This window comes from Chamaesiphon sp., from assembly GCF_041738855.1.
In the GTDB taxonomy this organism is placed as follows: Bacteria; Cyanobacteriota; Cyanobacteriia; order Cyanobacteriales; family Chamaesiphonaceae; genus Chamaesiphon.
In genome coordinates this window covers 1-12,645 of sequence record NZ_JBGSPA010000164.1, presented here as the reverse complement: position 1 = coordinate 12,645, position 12,645 = coordinate 1, and the positions used below count along the sequence as shown (strand labels likewise).

Sequence of the window (12,645 nt, the reverse complement as noted above, 5' to 3'; positions counted from 1 at the left end):
ACCCAAATCACGCGGAGGTTCCCTCCGCATGTGTTTGGGTCAAGACAGCGCATCAGCGACCGAAATCGCGCTGAGGTCTCCTCGTGCTAAGCGTTTCGGTCAAGACAAGACAGGCGGACTTTGCAGCAATAGCGGCGATTTTAATCGCTGTGCTGTCCTAACCGCCTTGGCGGTTGCTATAAGACAAATACTGCCCACCTTAACCTCGACCTATCTCCACCCTCTACCATGACTATCTCTACACCAACCTGGGTCAAGCACGCCGTTTTTTATCAGATCTTCCCCGATCGATTGGCGATCGGTTCACAAGCCCCCAACCGCTTATTAAAAAATCCCACTTGGGAAGACTGGAGTGCGCCACCAACTCAACAAGGCTATAAAGGCGGCGACTTATGGGGCGTCATCGAAAAACTAGATTATCTCCAGAATCTGGGCATCAATGCGATCTACTTCACGCCGATTTTTCAGTCTACTTGCAATCACCGCTACCATACTCACGACTACTATCAAGTCGATCCGATCCTCGGTGGCAACAAAGCCTTCATGCAGCTACTAGAACAAGCTCATCAGCGGGACATCAAAGTCGTGCTCGATGGGGTGTTCAACCATGCCAGTCGCGGGTTTTTCTTCTTTAGCGATATCTTGGAAAACGGCCCTAATTCGCCCTGGGTGGATTGGTTCAAAATTAATGATTGGCCGCTCTCTGCCTACGATGGCAACCTACCAGCCAACTACGAGGGTTGGGTAGACAACCGCGCGCTCCCTGTCTTCAATCACGCCAACCCCGATGTCAAAGAGTACATCATGCAGATTGCCGAGCATTGGATCGGGCTGGGGGTTGATGGCTGGCGATTGGATGTCCCGTTTGAAATCACGATCGAGGGGTTCTGGCAGGAGTTTCGCGATCGCGTCAAAGCCATCAATCCCGAAGCTTATATCGTGGGCGAAATCTGGCACGATGCTAGCCACTGGCTCGATGGTACCCAGTTTGACGGAGTGATGAATTACCTCTTCACCGCGCCGACAATCGCTTTTGCCGCAGGCGATCGCGTGGTGATGGAATATGTCCAAAATCCCAGTTATGAACCCTACCCGCCCCTCTCTGCCGCCGCCTACGCTACCAAAATTCAAGCGTTGTTAGACTTGTATCCCTGGGAAATCCAGCTCGCACAGCTCAATCTCCTCGCCAGTCATGATACCGCGCGATTGATGTCGCTCGCGCAGTCCGATCGCGCCAGTGTCGAGCTTGCCACCTTACTCCTGCTCACCTTTCCTGGTGCCGTGAGTATCTATTATGGCGATGAGGTCGGTTTGGCAGGAGCGATCGATCCTGACTCGCGGCGCGGATTTCCGCCAGAGTCGGATTGGGATCTCGCCCTGTTGGATTATCATCGCCAACTGATCGCGCTCCGCCATGCTTACCCCGCCTTACGGGTTGGAACTTATCACACGATCTACGCCCAAGGTGATGCGTATGCCTTTGTGCGAAGCTTGGATGCGGTGGAAATAGTAGTCGTGGTGAATGTCGGTACCGCAGCGGTCAAAATCAGCCTCAATTTGGCAGAGCTAGGTTGCCAGCATCGCCCCGAGCGACAACTATTTGGCACCAGCGACCTGTCATGGTCGCCAGATCGAGCAGTGTTGACAATCGATCTGGCTGCTCGGAGTGGTTGTATTCTCAACTAGGGGTAACACACCCCATCGCTACTTAAAAAATAGACAATTACCATCCACCATCCACCCTAGATATCTAATTTAACGTCAGTGTCTCGTTCCGAGAGGCTACGCCAACGGGATAAGAAAAGCCTAGAGACTGGAAGTCTCTGCTGGTGGTGCAAAGTCCGCCTGTCTTGACGCGCTACACTTGGAGGGAACCTCCAGAGCGCGCGCCGCTGCGCGGACTAGTTAATCAGTCCGCGCAGGCGGACTTTGTAATGTTAGCCCCGATTTCGATCGGCGGCGGTGCTGAAACGAAGCTAATATCCTTAACCCGTTGGCGTAGCCTCTCCGACAGGAGACACTCACGTTAATTTGGCAAAAGCTGGCTAATTGAGGATCTATCCAATGATTCAGCTAGATCGGTAAATTGAATGATGACCGCTACAGACTGGACTTGTATCGTTATATAAATAAGTCGAAAAGATTGTTTGGTGCTGGTAGTTATGGCGATCGATTGGCGGTTGTTAATGCTGATGACGTTAACGATCGACTGCGGTCGGCAATTACACCACGGCGTCAATCTCGATCGACTTATATAGCTTTTATGCATTATTTAAATTACTTGCAGTACTACCATGAAAACTGATATTGCTTTACACGAGATTATGCGTATCGATGAGCAGGATGAAGCACAGGTCGAACACGCTTCGATCGCCGATCCTACTCAGGCTGATGCAGATCGTCCGACGCTCGGTCAACCTTTCATGAAGTCTGAAGAATCCCCAACCAGCACCACTGACGATGTCATTGTTGCGACTGAAGTGCCAGTAGCCAATCCAGTCGATGATACTACTGTTGCGGAAAAGTCTCCAGCTAGCCGACCCGATGACACTACTGCGGCTCAACCCGTTATCAGTCTCCACGATCCTGCCAATCTAGAGATGCCAGCCGAACAGGGGATGAATGTAGCCAATCCCGCAGATGACACTACTGTTGCGGAAAAGTCTCCAGCTAGCCGACCCGATGACACTACTGCGGCTCAACCAGTCATCAGTCTTCACGATCCTGCCAATCTAGAGATGCCAGCACCAGCTATGAATTACGACGAATCATCGATCGGCTCAGCAACAACTCCCACACCTGAATCCACGAGCGATTACAACCAGTCGCCAACTGAATCAGCCGAAGAAATTTGGCTATCAATTCAGACCAAAACCACCGGATTCTTCGATAATGCCCTAGCTTACACCGTTGCATTATACAAAAATAATCGGCAACTACTAACAACACTGGGAATCATTTTCCTAGCCGTTTTGAGCACAAAACTATTGGTTGCTGGCTTGAATGCGATCGATGATATTCCGTTGGTCGCCCCCATCCTCAAATTGATTGGTTTGGTTTATGTAGTTCGATTTGTCTCGCGTTACCTGCTGCGGGAACAAGATCGTCACGAACTAGCTGAAAAGATCGATCGTACCAAAGCCGAAGTATTTGGTAGTCAAAATTAATCGATTGTTAAACTAAATCGATGCAAGATCCCCAACTTCTCCCAGAAGTCGGGGATCGATCTTTACAAGCCTGACTTCAACCAAGTAAAGCGAAAACAAGCACCGCGATCGCTCTTATCATCCAACCAGATCCGACCACCTTCGCCTTCCACAATCTTTTTGACTAGTGCCAATCCGATCCCAGTATTTTCGCTAGAACTGCTCGGCTTGAGTGTTTGAAACATATCAAAAATCCGCTCTCTGGCTTCACCGAATGGAACTCCTGGGCCATCATCAGCGATCGAGAACTGATAGCGATCTCCCAGATCTTCAGCCGCAATTTCCACCCGCCCATCTAGCCGCTCGTGATGTTTGAGCGCGTTACTGAGCAGATTGGCAAAAACTTGACTGAGTAAGATCTGCTTGGTGTCAAAAGTTGGCATCGGGTGGATCTCGATCTGAAAACTCGCAGGTGGAGCGAGCGAATCGATCGTCTCAGCTAGCAGTTGCCCGACATCGACAGTTTCGATCGCCACATCTTTGCGCCCTAGTCGTGAATAGCGCAACAATCCATCCACCAACGCATCCATCCGCTTCACTCGTTGGCGCAAGATCTGAAATTGTTGCCGCTCATCATCAAGGAGACGCGCTCCCAAATCTTCTTCGATCCATTCTGATAAATTGGCGATCGATCTCAGTGGAGCTTTGAGATCGTGCGAGACGATATAGCCAAAGCGATCGAGTTCTTCATTGCGGTCTTTGAGCTGCTGTTGAGCCAACATCAACGAATCATTGAGTTGTTGCAAATCGGCAGTTTGCTTTTGATTGAGCAATGCCAATTGTTTGCGTTCGGTGATGTCGGCGACCGATGAGATAAAATATCGAGGCGTACCGATTGGCTCACCGTTATTGCTCTCTCTCAACAAAGCGACGTTTAGGTCTACCCAGATCTGATGACCTTGTTTGTGAATGTAGCGTTTTTCCAGATGATATTCACTAATATCACCATTGACCAACTGCGCTACCAACGCCAGATCCGCATCTAGATCTGCGGGTTCGGTGATTGCTTGAAAAGTAGTCGCCAGCAATTCGGCGGCACTGTAGCCTAAAATGTTACATAGTTTTTGATTGACCCGCAACCAAGTCCCGTCCAAGGCGACATGACAGAAGCCGATCGCCGTATGCTCGAAGGTGTAGCGAAATAACTCTTCACTCTTGTGGAGGGCAGTTTCTGCCTGCTTGCGTTCGGTAATGTCACGCGATACCGATAAAATTTGGGCAACCCGACCATCAGCATCCAGGATTGGCGTCACGACGACATCCCACCACTTGGGCGTACCCTTAGCAGTGGCACAATAACCATCAAATGTACCGACGCCCCCAGCTAACGCTGCCCTAAAAGCAGCTTGAGCAGCTTCGGCTTCGCTACCTTGCCAAAACGATCGCCATTGAGCCTTGGCAACCGCAGTGAAGTCATCGATCTCCATCAATACTTGTCCGCCGTCATTCATATACAGCAGACGCCCGTCTAAGTCTAGAACCTTAATACAATCTTGATTGCTTTCTAGTACCCGCCGTGTAAATTCCTCACTGCGGCGGAGGGCTTCTTCCTGGTGCTTGCGATCGGTGATATCGTAGATTAGACCTGATAAGCAGTTGAGATGACCCTGTGCGTCAGTATGTAACTCGCCGATCGTCTCCATCCAGCGAATTTGACCATTGCGACAGATAATTCGGTATTCACAGTGGTACTCAGGTGCCGCACCGTCAATTGCCGCTTGCAAATTGGCTTCTGTTTGGACTCGATCGTCAGGATGGACTCGATCGAGCCATTCTTGATAGAGTTGCTGCGTACTACCTGGTTCATAGTCAAGCAGGATCTCAAACTCTGGCGTCCAATGTACTGTTTGGTTGCCTAAATCCAGATGCCAAGCACCTGCTTTAGCTAATTTCATGGCGGCGGAGAGCCGTTCGTTGTAGAGTTGCGCTTGACGCTGCTCGGTTTGGGCTTGTTCGATCTGACTGAGATCCCGTCCCTCCGCGATAATCAGGCTGACTGCGCCCAGATCGTTGCGGATCGGCGTCAGCGAAAAATCGATCGGTACCAAGCGATCTCCAGTTCCGAATAATGTGACTTCATACCGGACAAATTCTCCTTGTGCTGCTCGCGCGATCGCTTGCTGTAACTGCTCTTGGATGGCGCGATCGTAAGTCCAGCAAGGAGCTGCCCAAAAAGGGCTACCGATCCATTCCTGTCCTGCTAATCCCGCAAATGCGATCGCTGTCTGATTGATCTCGACAATTATCCCATCGGGTTCGAGCAATCCAATCAGCCCAAAAGTGCCATCAAAAATCGCCCGAAACTTGCGTTCGCTTTGCTGGAGCGCAAATGTTGCTTGCTTGTAGGCAGTGATATCGCGCATCAAGGCGACAGCCCCTAATTGTTCGCCAGCAGGGCTATAAATTGGCGTCGCATTGGCACGGAGCGATCGCGTGAACCCCAGTTTGGACTTAATCGTCATATCCTGACCGACTACTGACTCCCCCTGTAAGGCACGAAAGAGGGGAATCTGAGACTGGGATAAAGTTTCGATCCCATCGCCATCGTAGAGATCGTAATAGTTTGCCCATGCGGCAGGATCGATCGGTTCGGGAGGCAACCCATGAAATGACTGTGCCATCCGGTTAAATAACACCAACCGTCCGTAGGCATCACAAGCCACAATGGCATCCGAAGCATGAACCAGTAAAGCCTCCAGAAATTGTGCCGATAGTTTTGAATTGGTCAGTGCGGCTTCCCCACCGAGCCGGATCGCCGTACCGATCCACACCGTCTGCCCAAATTCATTCCGATCTGGCTCTAATTCGACCCTAAACCATTCCCAATCGCCGACGCTACTTTTGAGCTGGAGCTTGATTGCCAATGGCTGCCAAGACTGTTGTGCTAGCCTCCAAGCATCAGCCCACTCCTCAACTGCTCCCACATCCAAAACTTCTGCAAAGCTCAGCAATAAGCGATCGTCACCGAACTCTCCGATATATTCGCACCAGCGACGGTTGACGGCGCAGACATCCCCTCCATCTGTCATCAACCAAGCCAGTTGGGGAATACGTTCTAGGAGCTTGCGCTCGCGACCGTTCGCGGAATTTCGAGCCTGAGACGGGTTTATCAACATGCAATGGGGTGCTGATGTTCTCTCCCTAGAGTAGCATATTGCACTGAGGCGAGTCAGCGATGTTGTAACAAAAAAGTTCAGGCGATCGCCAGGGCAATGGGAGGATCGGCGAACTGGGGCAATAAGAGGATGTTTGACGTGGCTCGTAGATCTGAGTCCCCCTTAAAAAGGTGGATTTCCTGGGGTTTAAGAGTACCCCTGTTAAGGTGACAAAAGTATGGCTAAGTAGTGAGAAGCCGAAAAGTAGCAACATGAGGATGTTTGGAGTCATACTTCTTCTTGGTGGTCGGCTTTTTAGCTCCTCTTGGAGATGATAAGAAGCGTTTGAGATCGACATGACTAGCACAGTCGCGTAAAAATTGGACGAACAAGAGCACACTCATCAGTGCGAAAGGTTTCCAGTCATCTGCTGCTATGGCAATCTCCATTCCTCTACAAGTTAACTGGACTTCTTCGACCACAGAATAATTGGACAAGCCTGATTCAATTTTTCCGGCTCCAGGAACATCTTTGAGCGCAGCTTTGACCGGAGAGAGAAGGTTAAAAGCCATCAGTGCTATGCAAAAAACACCGAATGCTGCTGTGGGATAACCCAAGGTGTTAAGTTCGCAATTAACAGATGTCACTAATCATCTTTAATTCCCTCTGGCGGTTAGGTTTTTAGCTTTCAATTCAGATTATAACTGGCACTTCTCCCCTCTGGCGATCGATAGTACAAACACTCACCTTAACAGGGGTACTCCCTAAAGCCTAAAGCCTAAAACCTAATTCAAACTCACTCCATCGCCGACAGATCTGTTGATGACAATCTGGCGGCGAAACTTGTAGTCGTTGACACCAGCCAAGATCGAGATTTGCGCTAAACTCGATCGCAAAAATTAGCTCGGTTTGCGGTTGATAGCTGGCAACAGCAGTTAAGATCGGATCGATCTCCTGACGATCTACCAGCCATTCTTGCAAGTAGATCGCTAATTGCGCCTGGGGGATATACCGAAAATTGAGACTGGGATCGAGCCGATCGCCACAGTATGGGTCAGAATCATCGAGAAGATCGACTTCACTGCTGATGACTACCACACCGCGCTCGATATTTAGATAGCCTTGCCAAGCCCAATAGCCAATCCACAGCAAGTTTTGGGTAAATAAATTGGCGCGACGAGAACGATTATAGTGCCGCATGGGAGATAGCGGTTGTTAACGGCGGAATTTTGGCAAGGATGCCTTGCTTGAGTGGCGCGGGACGCTCACTCCACGGCAAAGATCCGCTGGGATGCTGGTAGTATTTTGCCGCACAATCGAGGATATTGCTCAACGGGATACTCGGCTCACTGGGAGTGATATCGCCGAATAGATAAGTATGCTTGCCAGTAGCTGCAAAGGAAATCGCACACGAGCGATTACAGGCACTCATACAACCGACTGCTTGGATCGGAAAATCTGTCGCTAATTCCCAATTTTGGTGCAACGCTTGGAGCTGCTCTAGTAGCCTTTCGCCCTCACTAGTACCAACGCGCCGACCATCCTCCCACTTACTCCCGCAAGTGGTACAAACAAATAAACAATGTACTGGAGTCACCTAATACCTCGTAGGTTAATTGACTGATATGTAGATGCTGGCGGGCATTCTGACTCAATCTTCGCTGCTGCTAAAGATTTACAGTTGCGGGACAGTGCTGGATTTTCACCAGGCTTTCCCCATTACTTTGAGTGACTGTTCCCCACTCAAACCAGATCGAAGTTTTATTATACAGGTTCTGCGATCGCTTACCCAAAATTCGGTCGATACTCAATTCTCCATGAGAGCAACGTAGGTTGGGTGGCGGATGCACTCCAATCGGGTGACCCGACCAGTGCTGACAATTCCATTATCAATCTTACCCAGTCTACCTAAATATTGCCTAGCTACATAATCAGTGTGAATCCCTGCTTGGTGCGAACGCACGCCGAGGAGACCTCGACGCGATTCGCATCCGCTTTTTTGCGTTGGCGTAGCCTACCGGAGGTAATCGCCTGTGGGAGCATCCCACTTTTGATTTGCTCCAAGGAGATGAACCTTTAGCACCAGTTGTTACTTGCTTGGGTGATGGTCATGACGGGGTATGGAATATTATCAAGGAATTTGTGCCTGGTGGTGAAAGAAGGGAAATTCTCGACTGGTTTCAAGATCGTTGGCGAAGCCTCTCCAAAGGAGAATCGCTGGACTAAAATTTCTGGAGAGCAGTGGAAATCTGAAAATGTTCCTCAAGTATTAGCGCATCGCTGCGCTTACCTCAACGGATTAATTTGCGATCGCTAAATAAAAAGTGGGATGCTTCCCTGGTAATAAGACTCGGCTGTTATCTGCCAAATTTGCAGGTATCGCATATTTAAAGGGCAATCCTAACAAAGATACTGCTTCTGGCGGTAGACAAAGTTCATCTGTAAAACCTGTATCTATCACAAAATCTATCGATATATCCGATCGAAATGAAGTACGAAAGACAATACTAACGATCGCATGTCTGTCAGTTACGATCCCAGAAATCACTTATTTACCCGCTCCATCACGCCGCCAAATGAAGCCACGATATTATAACCAATGCGGATGCCAAAGAGTCGAGTATTTTCATGTCTGGCATTCAGGCGTTTAGCTGCCTGTAAACCATTTTTGTCTACTTCATAATCGCCCGTCTCAATGTCGATGATAAACATCTGGTAAAATGTACGAGTAATCGCATCGTGCTTCGATCGAGGAGAATCGATTCAACCTAGGCGACACAAAGAGAATGAGATTCTGCTACTACTTACTTCTATCTACCAACTCTCTAATAATGCGTTCTTGTTCCTCCACAGGCGTATCTGCTGATACTATAACTGCATTAGGGCGAGGACGAGCTGCAAACTCATCCCACGCTTCTTTGTCTTCTCTATGCGCTAACACATATCGTCTCAATTCATTGAGAGTCATCGCTTGAAAGTTAGGTTTAGACAATTTCATACCTCCATTTCCCATTATTATAAATAGTAATTTCGATATTTTCGTCCTCTCCAGCAACAATAAATATCTCTTGCCGCTCCTCGTCGTATCGAAACAGGTAAATTGGTCGATAGCAGTTTGACAGCCATTGAGATAGGACTATTGCTTGAAGCATCTGGCTCGGTGTCGGCAATTATTTATCCCCAAATTTTGTTCGAGCCTATTCTACATTATCCCCGATCGAATCCCTCAAACCCACAAACGGACGAGAGTCTGCTAAGATAATCTCTTGGGAAAATGCGGACTCGTGCCGCCAAGGGATGCAGCTAGAACTTATGGTACACATCAAACAGGTAGAACTGTCCCATTTCAAGTCCTTCGGTGGTACTACCAAAGTCCCGATTTTACCTGGATTTACTGTGGTATCGGGGCCGAACGGTTCGGGTAAGTCGAATATTCTCGACGCACTGTTATTTTGTCTCGGATTGGCTAGTTCCAAGGGAATGCGGGCGGAACGGTTGCCGGATTTGGTCAATCACGATCGCAATACCAAAGGTGCCTCAGAAGCGATTGTGACGGTGACTTTCGATCTGGAGAATGAGGACGAGCCAGCACCGGAAATTGAGGTTGTTGATATTAGTAGTATGTCCCCTGCTCCGCCGAAGCAACGGTTAGCGAGTGAGTGGGTGGTGACGCGGCGGCTGCGGGTGAATGCTCAGGGTGGTTATACGTCCAATTATTCGATTAATGGGGAGGCTTGCAATCTGGCGGAGTTGCACGACCAATTGAATGCGCTGCGGATTTATCCAGAGGGCTATAATGTCGTGTTGCAGGGGGATGTCACCAGCATCATCTCGATGAATAGCAAGGAGCGGCGGGAGATTATCGATGAGTTGGCGGGTGTGGCGGCGTTCGATCGCAAGATCGAACGCGCTAAGGGTACACTGGATGAGGTCAAGGAAAAGGTCGAGAAATGCAATATTGTCGCCACAGAATTGGTGGTACAACGAGATAAGTTAGCGCAGGATAAGATTAAGGCTGAGAAGTACCAAAGATTGCGGACAGAGTTTCAACAGAAGTCTGTCGAAGAGGTGGTCTTAAAGTGGCAGAATCTGCAACAGAAACAGGCGGCGATTCAAGCAGATTTAGGTAAGGGTAAAATTGCCCTGGGTGAGTTGGACAAACAAGTCATCGAGCTGCAAGGAGAAATCGGAGTGACGACTACTGAAGTCGAACGATTGAATGCTTGTGTGCGCGCATTGGGTGAAGAGAAATTGTTAGCTGCTCAAGCGGAGTTGGCTACACAACAGGCAGAACAGCGGCAACTCTCACAGCAAAAAGAAGAACTAACGGCAACTCGATCGACTACGCACACCAATCAACAGCAATCAGCTACACAATTAGCCAATTACGAGCAAGAATTTCACCGTTTAACTAGCGAACAACAGCAGTTAGAAACTACTAAACTTAAAAAGTCAGTTGCCGATCGCGATGAGGCTAAATATCAACTCGAAGTAACTAAAGAAAAAGCTAGTTCGATCGCCTCCGCATCTACGGCTTGGGTAGAGGAACAAACCCAAGTTAGTAGACAGATTGAAACTACCCTACAGTTATTAAGTAAACAGCGTACTGCTCAAGCCCAACTTACCGAACGTCGTAGTCAGTTGGCGGCAAAGATTGCTGAAGAAACCGAACGGTTGGCAACTGTAACACCGGACTTAGAGACAAATAGAAATAAAGTCTCGGAATTAGAAAATAAACTCGCCCAATCGACTGGTGAATTAGCGGTATTAGAAAAGAAACTTACCGCCGTTCAAGCAAATGTCGATACCCAACTCGAAACCCAAAAACGGCTATTACAAGAACAGCGCGACAAACAGCGATTAGTAGATAAATTAGAAGCCCAAAATCAAGTTCAAGCAGAAGCCCAAGGTACCTTCGCGACCAAAATTATCAAAGAAGCCCAAATCCCTGGCGTACATGGTTTAGTAGCGCAATTGGGTAATGTCGATCCGGCGTACCAATTGGCTCTGGAAATTGCCGCAGGTGCGAGACTGGGTAACTTAGTCGTCGCCGATGATGGCGTAGCTTCTCAGGCAATCGAAATCCTCAAACAAAAACGCGGTGGACGGGCGACATTTTTACCATTAAATAAGATTAACGCTCAACCATTACGTGAGAATGCGGCATTAAGATCGACCCAAGGATTTATCGATTATGCAGTTAATTTAGTAGACTTCGATCGCGAGTACGAAAATATCTTTAATTATGTCTTTGGTGGGACAATAGTATTCGATAGGCTCGATCGAGCAAGAAGTTTACTCGGCAGACATCGGATTGTTACGCTCGATGGTGAATTACTCGAATCCAGTGGGGCGATGACGGGGGGGAATATTTCCCAAAAATCCACCCTCCACTTTGGTACTGCCGATGCGAGTGAATCTGCCGAAGTTCGCAGCCTCCAGCAACGGCTGGGTGCAATCGAACAGATTTTGCAAGTCAGTATCGAGGTAGTTAATAAAAGCAATACCGAACTACGCCAACTCAGCACTGCCGTCGCCGATACTCGCCAAAATCAACGGGAAATCAAACTCAATTTCGATCGCAATCAACAGGAAATCGGGCAATTAACTACCCAACAAGCCCAACTCCAGCAGCAGATTTTAAAAAACCAACAAGATCTCGATCTCACCGTTACCAATCTCACCGCCTTAGAGCAAGCCCTACCCGCCCAGGAAGCCACCCTCGCTCACTTCCATGCCGAACTAGCCGAACTGGAAAAATCCGGCGTACACAGCGATTGGCAAGCCATTCAGACAGAGATTAAAACGCAAGAACAACAACTCAACCAACGTCAACAAGCCTTAACCGCCTTCGAGCAAAAACTCCAAGAAATCGATCGCCATCGTAGTATCTTAACCGAAAAAATCTCTGAAAATCAGCGACGGACTAGCGAATATATCGAACAGATGGGGACACTCGATCGCAAGCTCACCGATATTAGTACTAGATTAGCGGGAATTGGGGACTCGATCGCCACCACCAAAGCATCCCTAGTTATTCTCGAACAAGAACTCGGCACCGACAAACAAGAACGCGACAAAGCCGAAGCCAAACTGCGCCAACTCCACCTCAACCTCCAAGAATTGCAGTGGGAGCAACAAAAACTCACTCAACTCCAACAACAACGCCAAACCGAAATCGATAACCTGATTATCCAAATTGTCACCCAGCGCACCGAACTTCCCGCCGAACTTCCCGAACTTCCCCCCGAATCCCAAACCGACGAATATCTCGCATCCCTCCAATCCCAAATCCGCCTCCTCCAAAAACGGATGGAAGGGATGGAACCCGTCAACATGCTCGC

The 12,645-nt window shown here is 48.8% G+C and carries 10 protein-coding genes, 2 pseudogenes and 1 riboswitch; of the genes and pseudogenes, 4 read left to right on the top strand and 8 right to left on the bottom strand.

Translation table 11 applies throughout. The annotated features are described in order from the left end of the window. The first annotated feature begins 228 nt into the window (after positions 1-228). Together ACEW9I_RS17120 and ACEW9I_RS17115 are read left to right on the top strand one after the other, a co-directional pair. A complete protein-coding gene (locus tag ACEW9I_RS17120; RefSeq protein ID WP_373541538.1) occupies positions 229-1,686 on the top strand; it encodes a glycoside hydrolase family 13 protein in 1,458 nt (485 codons plus the stop codon). 608 nt (positions 1,687-2,294) lie between these two features. Beyond that, complete coding sequence (locus ACEW9I_RS17115) at positions 2,295-3,167, top strand: CAAD domain-containing protein (RefSeq protein ID WP_373541537.1); 873 nt, start codon at positions 2,295-2,297, stop codon at positions 3,165-3,167. 62 nt (positions 3,168-3,229) lie between these two features. Here ACEW9I_RS17115 and ACEW9I_RS17110 read toward each other — a convergent pair whose 3' ends face one another. The 4 genes from ACEW9I_RS17110 to ACEW9I_RS17095 all read right to left on the bottom strand — a co-directional run bounded on the left by ACEW9I_RS17110 (position 3,230) and on the right by ACEW9I_RS17095 (position 7,898). Next, entirely contained in the window at positions 3,230-6,322 is a 3,093-nt protein-coding gene (locus ACEW9I_RS17110) for a PAS domain S-box protein (RefSeq protein ID WP_373541536.1), read from the bottom strand. A gap of 221 nt (positions 6,323-6,543) precedes the next feature. Then, positions 6,544-6,873 carry a hypothetical protein gene (locus ACEW9I_RS17105; protein WP_373541535.1) on the bottom strand — a complete coding sequence of 110 codons (330 nt, stop codon included), beginning with the start codon at positions 6,871-6,873 and terminating at the stop codon, positions 6,544-6,546. A 199-nt stretch (positions 6,874-7,072) separates the two neighbouring features. Next, the gene (locus ACEW9I_RS17100) at positions 7,073-7,501 is read right to left on the bottom strand and encodes a hypothetical protein (RefSeq protein WP_373541534.1); all 429 of its coding nucleotides are present in this window, start codon (positions 7,499-7,501) and stop codon (positions 7,073-7,075) included. Further along, positions 7,488-7,898 (bottom strand): DUF1636 domain-containing protein, encoded by a 411-nt coding sequence (locus ACEW9I_RS17095; protein ID WP_373541533.1) that lies wholly within the window; start codon positions 7,896-7,898, stop codon positions 7,488-7,490. The genes ACEW9I_RS17100 and ACEW9I_RS17095 overlap by 14 nt, the downstream gene beginning before the upstream one ends. A 21-nt stretch (positions 7,899-7,919) precedes the next feature. Then, a riboswitch (cobalamin riboswitch) is annotated at positions 7,920-8,069 on the bottom strand. Positions 8,070-8,380: 311 nt separating this feature from the next. Here ACEW9I_RS17095 and ACEW9I_RS17090 point away from each other — a divergent pair. Then, a pseudogene (locus tag ACEW9I_RS17090) lies at positions 8,381-8,618 on the top strand (hypothetical protein); the annotation flags it as partial. Positions 8,619-8,639: 21 nt separating this feature from the next. Here the strand turns inward: ACEW9I_RS17090 and ACEW9I_RS17085 are convergent. From ACEW9I_RS17085 to ACEW9I_RS17070, 4 genes and pseudogenes are all read right to left on the bottom strand, one after another. Next, a pseudogene (locus ACEW9I_RS17085) lies at positions 8,640-8,849 on the bottom strand (clan AA aspartic protease); the annotation flags it as partial. Further along, complete coding sequence (locus ACEW9I_RS17080; protein ID WP_373541539.1) at positions 8,846-9,064, bottom strand: hypothetical protein; 219 nt, start codon at positions 9,062-9,064, stop codon at positions 8,846-8,848. The pseudogene ACEW9I_RS17085 and the gene ACEW9I_RS17080, both read right to left, overlap by 4 nt. Before the next feature lie 37 nt (positions 9,065-9,101). Further along, on the bottom strand, positions 9,102-9,293 hold the full coding sequence (locus ACEW9I_RS17075; RefSeq protein ID WP_373541532.1) for a hypothetical protein: 192 nt from the start codon (positions 9,291-9,293) through the stop codon (positions 9,102-9,104). Next, positions 9,286-9,471: a hypothetical protein gene (locus ACEW9I_RS17070; RefSeq protein ID WP_373541531.1), complete on the bottom strand. Its 186-nt coding sequence runs from the start codon at positions 9,469-9,471 to the stop codon at positions 9,286-9,288. The genes ACEW9I_RS17075 and ACEW9I_RS17070 overlap by 8 nt, the downstream gene beginning before the upstream one ends. Before the next feature lie 127 nt (positions 9,472-9,598). Between ACEW9I_RS17070 and smc the strand changes: the two genes are divergently transcribed. Further along, on the top strand, positions 9,599-12,645 hold a 3,047-nt coding region (smc, locus tag ACEW9I_RS17065; protein ID WP_373541530.1), incomplete at its 3' end, for a chromosome segregation protein SMC.